The 18,365-nt window shown below is 70.9% G+C and carries 15 protein-coding genes; 4 read left to right on the forward strand and 11 right to left on the reverse strand.

Features of this window, described 5'->3' with window-relative positions; translation table 11 throughout:
• Positions 1 to 882: 882 nt before the first annotated feature.
• The 11 genes from dapB to ACYVD1_RS32830 all read right to left on the reverse strand — a co-directional run bounded on the left by dapB (position 883) and on the right by ACYVD1_RS32830 (position 13,357).
• On the reverse strand, positions 883 to 1,626 hold the full coding sequence (gene dapB / locus ACYVD1_RS32780) for a 4-hydroxy-tetrahydrodipicolinate reductase (RefSeq protein ID WP_460778335.1): 744 nt from the start codon (positions 1,624 to 1,626) through the stop codon (positions 883 to 885).
• Positions 1,627 to 1,761: 135 nt separating this feature from the next.
• Complete coding sequence (gene egtD / locus ACYVD1_RS32785) at positions 1,762 to 2,736, reverse strand: L-histidine N(alpha)-methyltransferase (protein ID WP_460778336.1); 975 nt, start codon at positions 2,734 to 2,736, stop codon at positions 1,762 to 1,764.
• A 65-nt stretch (positions 2,737 to 2,801) separates the two neighbouring features.
• On the reverse strand, positions 2,802 to 3,554 hold the full coding sequence (gene egtC, locus ACYVD1_RS32790; protein WP_460778337.1) for an ergothioneine biosynthesis protein EgtC: 753 nt from the start codon (positions 3,552 to 3,554) through the stop codon (positions 2,802 to 2,804).
• Positions 3,554 to 4,924, reverse strand: a complete 1,371-nt coding sequence (gene egtB / locus ACYVD1_RS32795) for an ergothioneine biosynthesis protein EgtB (RefSeq protein ID WP_460778338.1) — start codon at positions 4,922 to 4,924, stop codon at positions 3,554 to 3,556. Before egtB ends, egtC begins: the two co-directional genes overlap by 1 nt.
• On the reverse strand, positions 4,921 to 6,159 hold the full coding sequence (egtA, locus tag ACYVD1_RS32800; RefSeq protein WP_460778339.1) for an ergothioneine biosynthesis glutamate--cysteine ligase EgtA: 1,239 nt from the start codon (positions 6,157 to 6,159) through the stop codon (positions 4,921 to 4,923). The genes egtB and egtA overlap by 4 nt, the downstream gene beginning before the upstream one ends.
• A gap of 185 nt (positions 6,160 to 6,344) precedes the next feature.
• Complete coding sequence (locus ACYVD1_RS32805) at positions 6,345 to 7,256, reverse strand: arylamine N-acetyltransferase family protein (protein WP_460778340.1); 912 nt, start codon at positions 7,254 to 7,256, stop codon at positions 6,345 to 6,347.
• 105 nt (positions 7,257 to 7,361) lie between these two features.
• Positions 7,362 to 8,450 carry an ABC transporter ATP-binding protein gene (locus ACYVD1_RS32810; protein WP_460778341.1) on the reverse strand — a complete coding sequence of 363 codons (1,089 nt, stop codon included), beginning with the start codon at positions 8,448 to 8,450 and terminating at the stop codon, positions 7,362 to 7,364.
• Positions 8,447 to 9,502 (reverse strand): ABC transporter ATP-binding protein, encoded by a 1,056-nt coding sequence (locus ACYVD1_RS32815; protein WP_460778342.1) that lies wholly within the window; start codon positions 9,500 to 9,502, stop codon positions 8,447 to 8,449. Before ACYVD1_RS32815 ends, ACYVD1_RS32810 begins: the two co-directional genes overlap by 4 nt.
• Complete coding sequence (locus ACYVD1_RS32820) at positions 9,499 to 10,449, reverse strand: ABC transporter permease (protein ID WP_460755059.1); 951 nt, start codon at positions 10,447 to 10,449, stop codon at positions 9,499 to 9,501. Before ACYVD1_RS32820 ends, ACYVD1_RS32815 begins: the two co-directional genes overlap by 4 nt.
• Positions 10,446 to 11,516, reverse strand: coding sequence for an ABC transporter permease (locus tag ACYVD1_RS32825; protein WP_460778343.1), 1,071 nt, complete (start codon positions 11,514 to 11,516; stop codon positions 10,446 to 10,448). The genes ACYVD1_RS32820 and ACYVD1_RS32825 overlap by 4 nt, the downstream gene beginning before the upstream one ends.
• Positions 11,513 to 13,357, reverse strand: coding sequence for an ABC transporter substrate-binding protein (locus tag ACYVD1_RS32830; RefSeq protein ID WP_460778344.1), 1,845 nt, complete (start codon positions 13,355 to 13,357; stop codon positions 11,513 to 11,515). The genes ACYVD1_RS32825 and ACYVD1_RS32830 overlap by 4 nt, the downstream gene beginning before the upstream one ends.
• Before the next feature lie 237 nt (positions 13,358 to 13,594).
• Between ACYVD1_RS32830 and ACYVD1_RS32835 the strand changes: the two genes are divergently transcribed.
• The 4 genes from ACYVD1_RS32835 to ACYVD1_RS32850 form a co-directional block, all read left to right on the forward strand.
• On the forward strand, positions 13,595 to 14,311 hold the full coding sequence (locus tag ACYVD1_RS32835) for a metal-dependent hydrolase (protein ID WP_460778348.1): 717 nt from the start codon (positions 13,595 to 13,597) through the stop codon (positions 14,309 to 14,311).
• Positions 14,312 to 14,392: 81 nt separating this feature from the next.
• Positions 14,393 to 15,052 carry an O-methyltransferase gene (locus ACYVD1_RS32840; RefSeq protein WP_460778345.1) on the forward strand — a complete coding sequence of 220 codons (660 nt, stop codon included), beginning with the start codon at positions 14,393 to 14,395 and terminating at the stop codon, positions 15,050 to 15,052.
• Between the two features lie 88 nt (positions 15,053 to 15,140).
• A complete protein-coding gene (locus ACYVD1_RS32845; RefSeq protein WP_460778346.1) occupies positions 15,141 to 16,298 on the forward strand; it encodes an exonuclease SbcCD subunit D in 1,158 nt (385 codons plus the stop codon).
• Positions 16,298 to 18,365, forward strand: a 2,068-nt coding sequence (locus tag ACYVD1_RS32850; RefSeq protein ID WP_460778347.1) for an AAA family ATPase, incomplete at its 3' end; no start/stop codon positions are given. The genes ACYVD1_RS32845 and ACYVD1_RS32850, both read left to right, overlap by 1 nt.

Genomic DNA, 18,365 nt, shown 5'->3' on the forward strand with positions numbered 1-18,365 from the left:
TCGAACACCTGAGAAATCACATCCAGGACCTCACCGGCCGCACCCGTCGGGGGCACCTCCGCCATTTCCGAAGCGATCTTTCCCCGGGCAGCACCCATGGCGGCCACGGCGGGGGTGTTTCCCGCCGTGTTCCCGCACTGCCCGAAAGAAGTCATACCACCAGGATATCAAGAAAGGCTCAGAAAGGACCTATCCCGGAGGCGACAAAACACTTACCCGGCCACACTAGGATGCCTTTTCTTTTCCCCGAAGTAAGCTTTTCAGGAACGGCGCGCGCACCCCTGATCGCATTCCCGTGCAAAGCGGACAAATGTGTTCCAGCATGGAAATGAACTTGCTACCAGTAGCAAGATCATCGGAAAAGGGCCCACCGGGAGGGGTTCGCCGCGCACATTGACCAGCCGCGACACCCCCAGCCGGTGAGCTCCGGCGCAAGAGCCCACCCGGCCGAAGGCCGTGCTGTTCGGGATTCGGGGTCCGCCGCCCAGAATGACCGGCCGCGACACCCGACCCGTCAACGCTCCGGCGCAGGGATAGGCATCGGCCGCCAGGCCGAGGGGGTTGCCCGGCCGAAGGCCGGGGCCGCATGGACCTCGACCACCCGTCCCCCTTTCCCGATAGCCGCCAACCCGCCGTCGCAGCGGAGCGGGTCAAGGTGGAGCGCCGTTGACGCGCGAAGCGCTCGATGGCGACGACCTTGACGCGCGCAGCGGAGACGGCCACAATCACGCGGCGGGAAAGGAGGACACCCCAACCCGAAAGGCAACCCCCGAACCAAAAAGGAACCCCCGAACCAAGAACCCCGAACCAAGAAGGGGCCACCGGCATAACCCGAGCTATGCGGATGGCCCCGTTTCGGGAAGCTCCGTTTCCCCGACTACCTTATTTGAGGCCGAGGATGGGCTCCAGGCCCAAGGTGAGGGCCTCCGGGAGGTCGGCGGTCCTGCGGATACCGAGGAGGACTCCGGGCATGAACGAGGTGCGGTTCATGGAGTCGTGGCGGAGCTTGAAGGTTTCGCCGTCGGTGCCGAATACGACCTCTTGGTGGGCGATGAGGCCCTGGATGCGGAGGGCGTGCACGCGGACGCCCTCGACGTCGGCGCCACGGGCTCCGGGGATCTCGGAGGTGGTGGCGTCGGGCATGGGCCCGGTGTCGGCTTCGCGACGGGCTTCGGCGACGAGCTCGGCGGTGCGGTAGGCGGTGCCGCTGGGGGCATCCGCCTTGTTGGGGTGGTGGAGCTCGATGATCTCCGTGGAGTCGAAGTAGGGCGCGGCCTGCTTCGCGAAGTGCATCATGAGGACGGCGGCGATGCCGAAGTTGGGTGCGATGAGCACCTTGGCGCCGGGCTTGGCCGCTTGGAGGGCGCGTACCTGGGCGAGGCGGCCCTCGTCGAAGCCGCTCGTGCCGACGACGGCGTGGATCCCGTTGGCGATGAGCCACTCGAGGTTGTCCATCACCACGTCGGGGTGCGTGAAGTCGACTACGTAGTCGGCTCCCAGCACGGCATCACGGTCGTCGGCGCTATCCACGCCCGCGACGAGTTCCATGTCGTCCGCGGCCTGAACCGCTTTGACGACCTCTGACCCCATGCGCCCATCGGCGCCGAAAACTCCTACCTTGAACACGGGTCGAGCGTACCGGACCTGGCGCGGTGTGCCGGTGCTTCCGACGTGCGCGTGTGACTCTGACGGCATGGCACAGGACGATAACGACCGGTCCCAGAAGCGGGTGGGCTCGCTGTCGGGTTCTGCGGCCGGGCTCTAACGCGCCTCCGCGAGCGTCAGCGCGAAATCACCGGCCGGGTCGGTCCACCAGCGGGTGGTGGTGAACCCCGCGCTGTCGAGTTCGGCGGACAGCCCCTCGCGGCGGAACTTGGCGGAGATCTCGGTGCGCATCTCCTCCCCCTCGGCGAAGTCCACCTCGAGGCCGAGGTCGGCCACCCGAACGTGCTGGGCGCTTCGGGCACGCAGACGCATCTCGATCCACTCGTCCTCGGCGTTCCACCGGGACAGGTGGTCGAACGCGTCGGGGTCGAAGTCCCCGCCGAGCCCGTTGTTGATCACCGACAGCACGTTGCGGTTGAAGGCCGCGGTCACCCCTTGGGCGTCGTCGTACGCGTTGACGAGCCGCTCTGGATCCTTGACGAGGTCGGCACCGAGCAGGAGCGAGTCCCCCGGGAACAGGACGGCGCGGATGTCTCGGAGGAAGGCGGCACGGGGTCCGGGCGCCTGGTTGCCGATGGTGGAGCCGAGTACGGCCAGGAGCTGCCGGCCGTCGTGTTCGCTGACGGGCAGGAGGCCGAGGTGGTGCTCGAAGTCGCCGACGACCGCGTGCACGTCCAGGCCCGGGTAGTCGTCGGCGACGGGGCGCGCGGAGCTGTCGAGGAAGTCGCCACTGACGTCGACGGGGACGAACCTGCGGAGGCGGCCGTGTCCGCGCATGGCGTCCAGGAGCAGGCGGGTCTTGACCCCGGCGCCGCTACCGAGCTCGATGAGCGCCACGGCGTCGGCGGCCGCGGCGATCTCCGCGGAGTGCCGTTCGAGGATGGCGCGCTCGGCGCGGGTCGGATAGTACTCGGGGAGCCCGGTGATGTCCTCGAACAGCTGGCTGCCGCGTTCGTCGTAGAACCATTTCGGCGGTAGTTCTTTGGGATTCGAGGTGAGCCCTTCGGCGATGTCGGCGCGCAGGGCCTTGTCGAGGTCGTCTGCGGTCAGGATGCGGTCGATCCGGAACATGATGCCTCCTGTGTCCCTTCCGGCAGTGGCCGGTGTCGCTTCCGGCAGTGGCCGGAGGTGCGTGCTCAGCCGAGGGGGTGGACTTCGGTGTGCTCTCGGGTGGCCACGACCACCGACTGGTCGGGGATCGGCCGCCAGCCGCGCCCGTCGTCGAAGGGCTCGGAGGCAAGCCATACGCCTCCCCCGCCCTCCGCACCCTCCCCGGGCCTGCGCAGGGTGTAGAGGGTGTCGCCGGCCGTGGTCCCGACGATGGCTTCCCCGTCGCTGGCGAGCAGGTTGTACCGGCCTTCGGAGTGCTCTCGGGCGTGGCGGACCACCGCGGACAGGGTTCCGGCGAGGTCGCCGGAGGCCCTCCACAGGCGCACGGTGTGCGCGAACAGCGGTGCTGAGTCCACGGGTGACCGGGCGTCCAGCGCGCCGCTCGGGATCGGCGCGGCGAGCGCTGCGGTGAGCGCCTCATCGTCCTTGGCAGCGCCGTTGTGGCTGAACAGGAGGCGGTCGGCGCGGAAGGGCTGGGCACCGGACTCCTCGGACCCGAATCCGACTGTGGCGTCGCGGACCGCCGCGACCACGCACCCGGAGGTGATGGCGCGGGCGGCGTCGGCGAAGGAGGCGTCACCCCAGATGGGCATGGCCCGGCGGTAGCGGAGCGGCTCGCCGTGCTCGGGGTACCATCCCACCCCGAAACCGTCGGCGTTCACGGTGCCGTGCCTCTGTTGCCGGGGCGCCCAGGACTGGACGTGCAGCGAGTGGGGCGCCGCGTACAGCAGTTCGTGCAGCGTGCGCGGCGGCCCCAGGTAGGCGAGGTGGCGGCACATCAGTCGCGGTCCGCGTCGCGTGCGCAGCGGAACCCGGTGAAGATCTGCCGCCGGACCGGGTGGTCCCAGTTGCGGAAGGTGGACCGCACCGCCGTGGGGTGGGTGGCCCAGGATCCGCCGCGCAGGACCTTGTAGCCGTCGTCGAAGAAGACCTCCGAGTACTCGCGGTACGGGAAGGCGGCGAATCCCGGATAGCCGCCGAACGTGGTGGAGGTCCACTCCCACACGTCGCCGATCAGCTGCCGCGCTCCGAGGGGCGAGGCCCCGTCGGGGCGGCTTCCGACCGGGTCGGGCCCGAGCCGCCGCTGGTCGAGGTTGGCGTGGTGCGGAGCGGGCTCCTCGTCACCCCAGGGGAAGCGCAGTGAGCGCCCGGTGGCGGGGTCGAAGCGGGCGGCCTTCTCCCATTCGCCCTCGGTGGGCAGCCGTTTTCCCGCCCAGCACGCGTAGGCCTGGGCCTCGTAGTAGCTGACGTGCTGTACGGGTTCGTTCGGCGGTACCTCTTCGTGGCGGCCGAAGCGGCGGCGCGACCACCATCCGCCGGGGCGCCCGCCGTCCTCGGTCCAGAAGGCCGGGGCCGCGGTGTCCCTCTGGGTCCGCCATTCCCACCCCTCGGCCGTCCACCAGCGCGGGTTCCGGTAGCCACCGTCGGCGATGAACTCCTGGTATGCGGCGTTGGTGACCGGGGCGGTGTCGATCCAGAACGCGTCCAGGCCGACGGTGTGGGCTGGGCGCTCGTTGTCGAACGACCAGGGGTCGTCGCTGGTGCCCATGGTGAAGGGGCCGGCCGGGACCAGCACCTCGCCGGTGCCGGGCGGGCTCAGGGGCGGGGCCCCTCCCTCCTCCGCCAGCAGCACGGGGGCGCCCTTGCGCAACTGGTGGGTGGCGAGCATGGTCTCGTCGTGCATGTGCTCGTGCTGGATCACCATGTGGAACACGAATCCGGCGTCCAGGAGCGAGCGCTCCCCCGAGGCCCCGCGCGGGGCGGGCACGGGGGTCGGCACGGCCGAGAGGTCGGCGGAGTCCAGGGTGTCCAGGACCTCGCTGCGCACCCGCTCGTTGTAGGCGCGCGCCTCCTCGGGGCGGAGGAGCGGCAGGGTGACGCGGTCGGCTCGGGGGTTCTCGAAGGCGTCGTAGAGGTCGTCGATGTCGGGGCGCAGCGCCTCGCGGCCTCCGGCGGCGCGCAGCAGCCACTGCTCCTCGTAGTTGCCGATGTGTGCCAGGTCCCAGACCAGCGGCGACATCAGCGGGGAGTGCTGCGCCAGCAGCTCCTCCTCGTCCAGGGTGTCGAGGGTCAGGCCGATGCTGCGCCGCCTGCTCCGGTCGAGTTCGGCGGCGATGCGCTCCTTGGCGCGTTCCTGCTCGTGGCTCATGACGCACCTCCACGGTGTTGCACGTGCGTGTCCGTGTCGGCGGGGCAGAGCCCCCGCCGGACGAAGTGTTCGGCGTACTCGTCCAGAAGGACGGCGAGTCCGGCCGCGCCCATCCGGGGCAGGGCCTCGATGGCGGCGTCGAAGCACGCCCGGGCACAGGCGGCGATGTCGGCGTCCGCGGGTCCCAGGCGGGCCGCGCGCATCCACAGCGAGGCTTCGGGGACGGGGCCCCGGCACAGGCGCTCGGTGGCGTCCTCGGCCACGGCGCGGGCGCCGGGATCGTCGGCCAGGGCGGCGGCGAACGCCATCGGGACCGGCCACCACCGCTCCGGCAAGGAGTCGATCATGCGCAGTTCCCACCAGCCGCGCGGCCGCACGGGCGGGAAGAGCGTGGTCAGGTGGAATTCCAGGTCGGCGCGGGTGAGGGGGCGCGGCCCCCGTCCTTCGGCCCAGTCGGCCAGGGTGATCCCGGGGTCCGCGGTCCACGCGCCTCCCCCGCCGGGGACCTCGGGTACGGCCATCACCTTGGCGGCGAGGGCGTACGCGGCCCAGGCGGTGGCCGGATCGGTGCGGGTGTGCGCTTCCAGGACCGGCCGGGTCCGGGTGGCGTCGGTGGCCGCCCAGATCGCCCAGCGGGTGGATTTCCAGCCGGTGGGGCGGCCGCGCCAGACCGCCGAGTTGGCGAAGGCCGCCACCAGGACGGGGCCGATCCGGTGGACGAACTCCCAGCGGGCACGCGTGTCGGCGGCGTCGGCACCGTTGTCCAGGCACACCTGGAGCGAGGTGGTGCTGCACATCATGGTGTGGCCGCTGCGGTGGCGGTGGTTGCTGAAGTAGCGCGCCATGGCCGTGTAGCGGGGCAGGCGGAGCTGTCGGACGGGCGGCCGCACAGGGTCGAGGGCGGTCTCGGCCAGGTGGAGTCCGGCGTCCGCGAGGGTCTTGCGGATGTGGTGGAGGTCTACCGCGAGCGCTTCGTGTGCTCGAGCGGGACCTGGGAGGGCGGCGGAGCTGAGCTCGATCTGGCCGCCGGGTTCGAACGTGATCCGGCTTCCCGCGGGCGGGGGGCCACAGGCCTCCAGGAGCTCCGCGAGGCGGTCGACGGGGACGGGGCGGTCTGGCTGTTCGGGGTCGGTGACGAGCCATTCGGTCTCGGCCCCGACCTTTCCGGGAGGTCCGGTCTTGAAACAGACCCCGTTGATGTACTCGTGAACGTCTTCCGTGGTCAGGTACGCCATGGGCTGCTCCCTCGGAGTGACACTTCCCAGGTACTGCCCCACGGCTCGGGGCGGTGAACGTGTGGGATCACCCCAAATCCCCCTGCCCCGGCCGGGCGGGTGTACCGCCACTCGGCCGGTACACCCGCTGGCGTTGCGGTTCGCGGTTCCCCGCACCGCGCACATCCAGCCAAACGTGAAGAGCATCACATTTGCCGCGCGGCGAGGAATCCCTTCACCCGGTCCGCGATGATCCCCTGTTCTTCCTGGTCGAGGCTGATGGTGAACACCTCCCGCAACACCGGCCCCACCTCCTCCAGGGCCAACTCGCGCACCTCGGATGGGCCGTCGGCCCGCTCGACGGTCAGGGTCGCGTTGTCGAGGCCGTACCGGGTCCCGCCCTCGGTCCGCGCCGCCATGAGACGGCTGCGGAAAGGGGAGCGCGGGTGGCTGGTGAGGAAGTGGCTGAAGATGCCGTAGTCCTGCGGCAGATTGCCTGCGGTGGTGAACGCGTACAGGTTCTGCCAGCGCCCTTCCGCGATCCCTCTCAGCAGCCACTCCTCGTCGCCGACCTCCGCGATCCGGTCCAGCCGCAGGGTCCAGCCGCCCTGCGAGATCTGATGGCCGTCCGCGAACGGGAAGGGCTCCACGAGGCCGCCACCGCCGAACCCGACGTCGGCGAGCCAGGGGTCACCGTCCACCTCCACCCGCAGGAGGGCGTGGGTCGAGGGACGCGGCCTGCCGTCCCCGCCCATCAGCACCCGCGCGGTGAACGCGGTCAGGGTGAAGCCGAGCCGGTCGAGGACGGCGGCGAGCAGGAGGTTCTGTTCGTAGCAGTACCCGCCCCGGTTCCCGTGGACCATCTTGTCCGCCAGGGAGGGGACGTCGAGCAGGACCGGCCGCTCCAGCAGCAGGTTGAGGTTCTCGAAGGGGATCGCGGCCAGGTGGGCACGGTGTACGGCGGTGAGCGTGTCCAGGGTGGGCGGCAGGTCCCCGGACAGGCCGATGCGGGTCAGGTAGGCGTCCAGGTCCAGGTCGCCGCCGCGCCAGAAGTCGCGGTCGGTGAAGACCCGTTCCGGCGGCGGCGCCTGTGGAGTGGTGTGCTCGTAGGTCGACATGTCCCTGCCAACGAGCCCCTGGGGCGGCCTGTTCCGGATACCCGGGGTTTCCCCGGTCCGCAACCGGCCGGGGAAGACGGGTGTGAACCGGGGTTTCCGGGAGACTTACGCGGTCGGGGGCCCGTCCTCGCGGAGGCGGCCGGTCTCGTCAGCGGCGGCCCAGTGGCAGGCGACCCGCCGTTCGGCGCCGCCGCCCAGGACGGCCGGGTCCACGGTCGCGCAGAGCTCGGCGACCCCGGCGCGTTCGGCCTCGCCGGAGGCCAGGACCGGGCAGCGCGGGTGGAAACGGCAGCCCGACGGGACCTGTTTGGGGTCCGGCGGCTCGCCGGAGAGCACCACGGGGCCCTCCTCGATCCCCGAGTCCGGCAGGACCGACAGCAGCGCCCGCGTGTACGGGTGCGCGGGGGCGGACAGGACCTCCTCGACGGTGCCCAGCTCCACCACGCGGCCCAGGTACATCACGGCCACCCGGTCGGCGATGTTCCAGGCCAGGCCGAGGTCGTGCGTGGCCACCAGGGCGGACAGGCCCAGGTCGGAGCGGAGCTCCAGCAGCAGCCGCAGGATCTCGCCGCGCACCGAGGCGTCCAGGGAAGCCACCGGTTCGTCGGCCACCAGCACCTCGGGGTCAAGGACCAGGGCCCCGGCGATCACCACGCGCTGGCGCTGGCCGCCGGAGAGCTCGTGCGGGTAGCTGGAGAAGAACCGCTCGGGCGGGCGCAGACCTGCCTGGGCCAGGGCCCGTCCGACCCGTTCGGACTCGTCCGCGGTGGTGCCCTCGTGGATCCGCAGGCCCTCCACCACCGACTCGTACACGGTGCGGCGCGGGTTGAGCGAGCCCATGGGGTCCTGCTGGACGAGCTGTACGCGGCGCCGGTAGGAGCGCAGGGCGCGGGAGCGGTAGCCCAGCGGAGAGCCCTCGAACACGACCCGGCCGCCGGTGGGGCGCTCCAGGCCGAGCAGGGCTCTGGCAAGGGTGGTCTTTCCGCAGCCGGACTCACCGACCAGGGCGATGATCTCCCCCGCCGACACGTCCAGGTTGACCCCGTCCACGGCGCGGGCGGTACCGCGGCTGCCACCCGGGGCGAACCCCGCGGTGAAGGCCACCTCCACGGCTTCGGCGCTCAGGAGCGGTTCGGGGCGCCCTTCGGAGCCGGGTTCTGAGGCGGACTGTCGTGAGTCCGTGTCGGCGCTCAACGGCTCGTCTCCTCTGTACTCGTCTGGTCCGGGTTTGCCTGAACGGGAGCGTGCGGTTCCCCGACTCCCTTCCCCGAGCCCACGTGCACGCACGCCGCGTGCCGTGTGGACTGCCCGTTCACGTCGGGGTGTACCGGCCACAGGGGTGGGTCGACCGTGGCGCACACCGTCTCCGCGACGGCGCAGCGCGGCCGGAACACGCAGCCCGAGGGCGGGTCGGAGGGGTCCGGCGGGTCTCCGGGCAGCCCTCGGGGCGCCAGGCGCGAGGCCGGGTCCCCGATCTTGGGGAAGGCGGCACTGAGCGCGCTCGCATAGGGGTGCGCGGGTTCGTGCACGACCTCCTGCGCCGGACCCTGCTCGACGATCCGGCCCCCGTACATGACCGCGACCCGGGCGCAGTTGGCCGCCAGCACGGACAGGTCGTGGCTGATCATCAGCATCCCGATCCCGGTCTCCTCGACCAGCCGTTCCAGCAGGGTGAGGATCTGGGCCTGGATCATGACGTCCAAAGCCGTGGTGGCCTCGTCCGCGATGATCAGGCGGGGCTCGCACGCCAGCGCCATCGCGATCATCACCCGCTGCCGCTGCCCCCCGGACAGCTGGTGGGGGTAGTCGCGGAGCCGGGACGGCGGCAGGCCGACCTGTTCGAGGAGCCCGACCACGCGCGCCTCGACCCGGTCCGGGGTGGCGAGCTGGTGGATGAGCAGGGGTTCGGCGATCTGGTCGCCGATCCGCTTGACCGGGTTGAGCGAGTGCATGGCGCCCTGGAAGACCACCGAGGCGCCCACCCAGCGAACGGCGCGCAACCGCCCCCATCGCATGTGCAGGACGTCCTCGTCCTCCAGCAGGATCTCCCCGGTCACGCGCGCGTTGGCGGGCAGCAGGCGGAGCAGCGCCAGGGCCACGGTGGACTTGCCGCTCCCGGACTCCCCCGCGATACCGAGGGTGTCGCCGGGGTCGAGCGACAGGTTCACGCCGCGGACCGCGGGGATGTCTCCGCCACTGCCGGAGTAGGTGACCTGGAGGTCGCGTACGTCGAGAAGACCGGTCAACTCTGCCCCCTGAGCCTTGGGTTGATGACGGACTCGACCGCGCGCCCGCACAGGGTGAAGGACAGCGCGACCACTGCGATCGCCAGACCGGGCGGGATCATGTACCACCAGATCCCGGCGCTGATGGCTCCGGCGGTGCGGGCCGCCTCGAGGATGCCGCCCCAGGAGATGGTCGTGGGGTCGCCCATGCCGAGGAAGGCCAGTGTGGATTCGGCGATGATCGAGGTGGCCACCAACAGGGTGGTCTGGGCGAGCACGACCGGCATCACGTTGGGCAGGACGTGCCAGCCCATGACGTGCGCATGGCCGCCTCCAAGAGCCCGGGCGCGCTCTACGTAGGGGCGTGCCTCCACGGCCAGGGTCTGGGCCCGCACCAAGCGTGCGGTGGGCGGCCAGACGGTGAGGCCGATCGCGACGATGATGGTCCCGGTGCCCTGCGGCAGGACGGCGGCCAGGGCCACCGCCAGGACCAGCGTGGGCAGGACCAGGAACCAGTCGGTGACGCGCATGAGCACCGACGACACGAATCGGCCCCCGAAGCCTCCGGAGGAGCCGAAGTGTCCCGCGGTGATGCCGATCAGGGTGCCGAGTGTGACCGAGACGAACGTGGCCAGCAGGCCGACCACCAGGGACACCCGGGCGCCCCAGATCACCAGGTCCAGGACCGAGCGGCCGAAGTTGTCCGTGCCGAGCGGGTACTCCCAGCTGGGCGGCTGGTAGGAGTCGCCTTGGCCTCCCGTGACGGTGAGGTGCGCCTGGTCGACGAACAGCGGGGCGGTCAGGGCGACCGTGGCGATGGTCAGCAGCGAGGCCAGGCCGAACAGCCCGGCCTTGTTGCGGGCGTACTCGCGGGCGAACCGGACCAGCGCCTCCCGGCGCCTTCTGCGGGCGAGGGCGCGTGAGGAGACCGGCGGCGCGGACGGGGCGGGTTCGGTGGCTGCGGTCATGGGCGCACCCTCGGGTCGAGCAGCGGGTACACGAGGTCGGCCAGGAGGTTCATGAGGATCACCGAGGCCGCGAAGACCACGAACAGGCCCTGGACGAGGCCGAGGTCGGGTACGCGCAGGCCGGAGTAGAAGAGCTGGCCGAGGCCGGGCCAGGAGAACACCGTCTCCACGAGGATCACCCCGGACACGACCTGGCCGAGGTTGAGGAAGATGAGCGTCACGGTGGGCAGCAGGGCGTTGGGCACGGCGTGCTTGCGGCGCACGATGGTGTCCCGCAGGCCCTTGGCTCGCGCCGTGGTCAGGTAGTCGGCACCCTTCTCGTCCATCAGTGACGACCGCATGATCATCAGGTACTGGGCGTAGATCACCGCGACCATCGTGGTGACGGGCAGCACCATGTGCTGGGCGGTGCTGAGCGCGGTAGCCAGGGGGCCGCTCACCCCGGGGTCGACCATGCCCCCGGTCGGGAACAGGCCGGGGACGAAGCCGCGCCCGGAAGCCAGCAGCACGATCAGCAGCAGGCCGAGCCAGAACGTGGGAACCGACCAGAAGAACAGGGCCACCGCGGTGTTGACCCGGTCCCCCCGGCCGCCGGGTTTCCAACCGGCGCGGGCTCCGAGGAACAGGCCGAGGAGCGCGGCGACGAGCGTTCCGGTCCCGGCGAGCAGGATCGTCGGTCCCAGGCGCTCGAGGATGAGGTCGACGACCGGCTCGCGGTACTGGAAGGAAATCCCCAGGTCGAGCCGGAGCAGGCCCTCGGCGTAGTCGAGGAACTGCCGCCACAGGGGCTGGTCGAGGCCGAACTGGCGGCGCAGCTCCTCGCGCTGCTCCGCGGTGACCTCCCGACCCTCCGTCATGGCGCGTACAGGGTCGCCGGGCAGGATCCGGAAGAGGAAGAACCCGGCGACGATCACGGCGAACAGGGACACCACCGCGGTGGTGAGGCGGCCGAGCACGTAGCGGAGCACGCGCACCGCCCGGCCGGGCCCTTGGGGGCCCGCCGGGGCGGGGACGTCGGTGGTCCCCGCCCCGGCTGTTCCATCCGCCTCTGAGGGCGTCGTCGTCACTCGCGGTCCCCCACTGTGGAGCGCTGGCGAACGATGAAGAAGCCCGCGGCGCCCACCACGACGAGCACTCCGACGGCGATGGCGATGATCGCCCCGGTGGACAGGCCCTGTCCGGGGGCGTCGGCCGCGTCCGCATCGGCGGGTTCGGCGGACCACCAGGCCCAGTAGCCGTCCTGGCCCCAGATGTTGCCGCCCTCGGTCGGCTCCGGCTGGATGTCGGCGATCTGGTCGGTCCGGTAGGCCTCCATGATGTTCGGGTAGGTCAGGACGTTGACCACGGCCTCTTCGTAGAGGACCTCCTGCAGCTGGTGGATGTGCTCCGCCCGGGTGTCCCGTTCGTCGAACTCGCCCAGCTGTGCTTCGTAGAGCTCGTCGTACTCCTCGTCGCAGAAGTAGGCGTCGCCCTGCATGGTGCCCGGCTCCGTGGGCAGCCCGTCACAGGTGTGGATGCTGAACACGTAGTCGGGGTCGGGGTTGACCGTCCACCCCGTGAAGATGAGGTCGTACTCGGCGTCGTAGAGGGCGTCGCTGAGGATGCCCGGGTCGACGGTCTGGTTGTCGATCTCGATGCCGATGTCGGCGAGGCGCTCGTCGATCACCTGCCCTGCCTGGACGTTGTCCGGGCGGTCGGCGTGGACGTGCATGCGCAGTTCGAGCCGGTCGCCGTCGGGCGAGACGCGCACGCCGTCGTCACCGAGGTCGTAGCCCGCGTCGTCGAGCATCTCGTTGGCGGCGTCGGGGTCGAAGTCGAGGATGGCCCCGTCGCCCTCGGGCGCCCAGTGGAAGTCCTCGTAGCGCGGCGGAATGTAGCCGCCGGCAGCGACGGCCTGGCCGTTGGCGCCCTGGTCGACGATCTCGTCGTTGTCGATACCCATGACGATGGCCTGGCGCAGGGTCAGGTCGCTCAGCGCGGGGTGTCCGTCGCCGAACTCCTCGCCGTCTTGGGTCTCGGCTCCGGGGTTGATGGTGAAGGCCTGGAACCGCTTTCCGTCGGCGATGTTGACTTCGATGTCGTCGACGCCCTCCAGTGAGGTGACCTGGGCGTCGGTGAGCTCGTAGACGAAGGAGACCTCGCCGCCGCGGAGTGCTTCGACGGCGGCGTCCTTCTCCGAGTAGTAGCGGAAGTAGAGCTCGTCGAAGCCGGGGGCGCCCCGCCAGTGGTCGGGGTTGGCCTCCAGGCGGATGTGCTCACCCCGGGAGTGCTCGGTGAGCACGAAGGGGCCGCTGCCCACCGTGGGGAACTCCTCGGCGGTGTAGTCGGAGAACGCGTCGCCCTCCTCCTCGACGATCGGCTCCCAGACGTGCTGGGGGACGATCGGCACCGAAAGGGACTCCATGGTGGCCTGGGGCTCGTCCAGTTCGACGACGAAGGTGGTGTCGTCCTCGGCCGTGACGCTCTCGAACCCGGCGACGTAGTTGCCGGAGGCGATCCCGGCCGCCTCGTTCTCCATGATGGTGGTGAACGTCCACTCGACGTCCTCAGCGGTGAGCTGCTCGCCGTCCGTGAAGTAGGCGTCGTCACGGAGGTTGAACGTCCAGGTGAGTCCGTCGTCGGAGGTCTCCCAGCTCTCCGCGAGCGAGGGCGCCGGTTCGTTGGTCTCCGGATCCACCGTGGTGAGGCTGTCGTAGACGTGCCGGAGGATGTTCGTGGTGACGGCGAGTTGGGCCGTGAAGGGGTTGAAGGAGTCGACCTGTTGCGCGATGGCGACGGTCAGCGTTGTGCCGTCAGTCTCATCCGCGACCGCGGGGACGGCCGTCAGGCCCCCGAGCAGGAGCAGCGAAGCGCCGGAGGCCGCTGTCCGTCGGAGAAGGGTGCCGGAGGGAGGTTGATGGGTATGCATAGCGGCCCCTGTCAGGTTCTCGTGGGGTGGTGGCCTGGCCACCGTGGGGGTTGTTGGTTGTCTACCAACTGGGCACACAGAGCGTCAATGATCTTCGAGGTGAGGCGGCATATCGCAACACATTCGACTCCGGCACGGGTGACATTGCTGTTTACTGGGAGTTAAGTGACTGTTGTTCCCTGACCGAATCCGTTCGCTGATTCGCGGTGAATGACGGACTCCGCTACGGTTCCCGCCATGATGGGGCACTCGCACGCACTCAGTGGCGTGGTCGGTTGGATGGCGGTCGTACCACTCGTTCAGGGCACGGAATTCCCCGGGCTCAGTTTCGATCTGGGGCCCGGTGAGATCGTCGCGGGCTCGCTCGTCTGTGCGGGTGCGGCGCTCCTGCCCGACGTCGACCACAAGAGCGCGACGGTGACCAAGACCTACGGCAAGTTCACCGAGATTCTGAGCGACATCCTCAACTGGGCCTTCGGCGGGCACCGGATGGGGACGCACTCGTTCTTCTTCGCCGTGCTCATGGGCGTCATGGTCCAGGCGTTGGCCCTGTGGTCGGAGCTGGCCGTCCAGATCTTCGTGTTCCTCCTGATCGGTATCGCACTCCAGGGCCTGGGGTTCGGCATGGACAGGAACCGGACGGCCTCAGGGGTGATCAACGCCCTGGCGACGGCGGCGATCACCCTGGCCCTGTTCTCCTCCGGCGTGAACTACACCTGGCTGGGCCTGGCGGTCGCCTTCGGCATCGTCCTGCACTTCTTCGGCGACATGGTCACCAGGATGGGCGTACCGATCTTCTGGCCCTTCTGGAAGAAGCGCCTCGGCCAGGGCCGCGGCTTCGCCACCGACGGCCCGGTCGAGCAGAAGGTGGTCACCCCCCTGCTGACCATCGGCATCATCATCGGCTCGATCTACCTCTTCGACTGGCCCGAAATGCTCCCTGACCACCACTGACCCCGTGTGGTTGCCGACCGGCGACCGCGGCCCGGTCGGGCTTCCTGGCATGGCGGGGCGGTGCCTTCTAGGCTGACGTGCGTGACTCGAACCTCAGAAGGCATCACCCCGGAACTGCACGCCTACATCGTCGCCCACAGCGAGCCCGTGGACGAGGTCCTGGCCGACCTGGCCAACGAGACCGCCCGACGCTTCCCCGACCACCAAGGGATGCAGATCGGCCCCGAGCAGGGCGCGTTCACCACCCTGCTCACCCAGCTCTCCGGAGCCCGGAACGCGGTCGAGATCGGCACCTTCACCGGGTACTCCTCGATCTGCTTCGCCCGCGGCCTCCCCGAGGACGGCACGCTCCTGGCCCTCGACATCAGCGACGAGTGGACCGGGGTGGCCCGGCGCTACTGGGAGCGGGCCGGGGTCGCGGACAAGATCACGCTGCGGATCGGACCGGCCCTGGAATCGCTGCGCTTCCTCCCCGAGGAGCCCCAGTTCGACCTCGCCTTCCTCGACGCGGACAAGACCGGCTACGTCGACTACTGGGAGGAGCTGGTGCCCAGGATGCGGACCGGCGGGCTGCTCATCGCCGACAACACCCTCTCGCACGGGCGCGTGGTGGACCCTGAGCAGGACAGCCCCAACGTCCAGGGCATCCGGGACTTCAACGACCGTCTCACCGCCGACGACCGCGTCGCCCAGGTCCTGCTGCCGATCGGTGACGGCCTGACCCTGGCCCGCAAGCTCTGACCGGTCGGCCGCGGGCCACCGGATGTCGACAGGCGTCTTATCCACAGGCGTCACCGTTCTCCCGGCGGGACCGGGTGCAACTTAGGTAATGTCCAGTTCCATGCGCCTGCTGCACACATCGGACTGGCACCTGGGCCGCTCCTTCCACCGGGAGAACCTCATCGAGGCCCAGGCCGCGTTCCTCGACCACCTGGTCGACACCATCCACACCGAACGGATCGACGTGGTGGTGGTCTCCGGCGACCTCTACGACCGGGCCCTGCCACCGGTCGACGCCGTGCGCCTGTTCGACCGGGCGCTCGGCCGCATCCGGGCCACCGGCGCCAGAGCGGTACTGATCAGCGGCAACCACGACTCCCTGACCCGGATGGCCTTCGCCACGGACCTGATCGACGCCGCCGGGGTCCACCTGCGCAGCTCCCTGGACGGGATCGGCACCCCGGTGGTCGTCGAGGACGAGCACGGGCCGGTGGCCTTCTACGGCATCCCCTACCTGGAACCGGAGATCGCCCGCCACCACTGGGAACTGCCCGAACGCGGCCACCCCGCGGCGATCGGGCACGCCATGGACCTGGTCCGGGCCGACCTCGAGGGGCGGCCGGGCACCCGGTCGGTGGTCCTCTCGCACGCCTTCGTCACCGGCGGCGAGCCTTCGGACAGCGAACGCGACATCTCGGTGGGCGGCACCTCCCACGTTCCCGCCTCGACCTACGAAGGTGTGGACTACGTGGCCCTGGGGCACCTGCACGGGCGCCAGACCATCACCCCGTCGGTGCGCTATCCGGGCAGCCCGCTGGCCTACTCCTTCTCGGAGGAGCACCACCGCAAGGGATACTGGGTGGTGGAGCTGGACGCCGACGGGCTTGCCGGCGCCGATTTCGTCGACGCACCGGTCCCCCGCCCGCTCGCCCGGATCCGGGGCCGCCTCGACGACCTCCTCACCGGCGACGAGTGGGGCCGCTACACCGGCCACTGGCTACAGATCACCCTCACCGACCCGCGCCGCCCGGCCCAGCCCATGGACCGGCTGCGCGAACGCTTCCCCCACACGCTGCTGCTGGAGTTCGCCCCCGAAGGGGACGCGGACGACCGGCGCACCGTCACCGCGACGGTGGCCGAACGCCCCGAGCGCGAGGTGGTCGCCGACTTCGTCGAGTGGGCGCGGGGCACCGCTGTCAGCCCCGAGGAGCGCGAGCTCGTGGACCGGGCGGTCGAAGAGGTCCGGCTCCAGGAAGGGGCACGCTGATGCGGCTGCACACCCTCACCATGACTGCCTTCGGGCCCTTCGCCGGAACCGAGGAGGTCGATTTCGACCGGCTGGGCGACGGCGGGCTCTTCCTGGTGCACGGCCCCACGGGTGCCGGCAAGACCTCCGTGCTGGACGCGGTCTGCTTCGCCCTGTACGGCAACGCCCCCGGAGCACGCAGCAAGGACCGCTCGCCCAAGAGCGACCACTCCCCGCCCGCTCTCGAACCCGTGGTGACGCTGGAGTTCACCGTGCGGGGCCGCCGGCTGTGGATCGAGCGCCGCCCCCGCTGGGAGCGCCCCAAGAAGCGCGGTGTGGGCACGGTCTCGCAGAACGCCAAGGTGATCGTCAGTGAACTGGTGGACGGCAAGTGGGAGGGGGTGACCACCCGCCCCGACGAGGCCGGACAGTTCATCGGCGACCTGGTCGGGCTCACGCTGACCCAGTTCTGCCAGATCGTCATGCTCCCCCAGGGCGACTTCGCCCAGTTCCTGCGGGCCAAGTCCGACGACCGCCGCAAGTCCCTGGAACGGATCTTCAACACCCGGGTGTTCCGGGATGTGGAGGAGTGGTTCGGTGGGCACGCCAGAAAGCTGGAGCGCGAGGTGCGCGCCGCCGACGAACGGGTGCGCGATGTGTCCGGTCGGATCGCCGAGGTCGGCCGGTCCGCCGCCCCGGAGACACCCGCGGAGCTCACCGCCTGGGCAGCGGAGCTGGCCTCGTTGCAGGCCGCCACCGCACGGGACGCCGAGGAGGTCACCGGGGAGTTCACCGAGACCCGGGACCGCACCCAGGAGGCGCTGGCCGCCGGGCGCGCACTGCGCACCCGCCAGGAGCGGCTGGCCGGGGCGCGCGAGCGCCGGACGCTGCTCGCTGAGCAGCGCGAGCACCGGGCGGGCCTCGACGAGCGCTTGACCGCCGCCGAGCGGGCCGACTCCGTACTGCCGTTCCTCCGTGCCCGCGACCAACGCCGCACCGAACTCGACAAGGCCGAACTGGCGGTCTCCGACCGGCTGTCCCTGGTGGGCGGCCTGTCCGATGTGGACGCGGACACCCTGGACCGCCCCGACGCCCCTGCCGCGCTGCGCTCAGTGGAACGCTCCCGCCGGGACGAACTCGCCCAGCTGGACCTGTTGCGCGGCGACGCGGAGCGCCGCCGCACGCTGCACCGGGAGCTCGCCGGGCTGGACCGGCGGCTCACCGCCCTGCGCACCGAGACCGCTCGGGCCCGTGAGCGCGTCGAATCGCTGCCGCCCCGGGTGGAGGCGGTCACCGGCGAACTGCGGCGCGCCCGTGAGCGGTCCGGACTGGCGGAGGCCGCCCAAGCCGCCCTGGAGCTGGCCGAGCGGCGGCGCGGGGCAGCCGTGGAGCACGAGCGGCTCGGTGCCGAGGTGGAACGGGCGGAGGAGGCCCGCAGGAAAGCGGTCGACGCCGCCCAGGCCGCGCGGGACCGGGTCCAGGAACTGCGGGAGCGCCGGATCGCTCACATGGCGGCCGAGCTCGCCGCCGACCTGTCGGACGGCGTCGCCTGCGCGGTGTGCGGGGCGACCGAACACCCCTTCCCCGCCCAGCCCAGCGGGGCGGGCCTCGTGTCGGCGAAGGAGGAGCGGGCCGCGCAGACCGCCGCCGACAAGGCCGCCACCCGGCGCACCGAGGCCGAGAACACCCTGGTGTCGCTGCGGGAGCGGCGGTCGGCCGCCGTCGAGCGTGCCGAGGAGCGCACGGTGGCGTCGGCCGACGAGGAGGTCAAAGCCCGCAAGGGTGAGCTGGCCGAAGCTCGCGCCGCGGCCCGAGAGGTCCAGCGCCTGGACGAGGAGCTGGCCCAGGTCACCGCCGACCTGGAGCGGGCGCGCACGCAGGAGGGTGAGCTGGTTCGGGAGGAGGGCGAGCTGGTGGCCCGACGCGGGGAGGGCGCCAAGGAGTTCGAGCGCCTGACCGCCCTGCTGGACCGGGCCCGAGGCGCGGACCCGGGGTTGGACGAGCGGATCGCCCGGCTGCACGGCGAGGCCGACCTGCTGCGCGGGGCGGCGGACGCCGTCGACCACCGTCGGCGGGCCGCCGAGGAGG

It is taken from the genome of Nocardiopsis nanhaiensis, assembly GCF_054778635.1.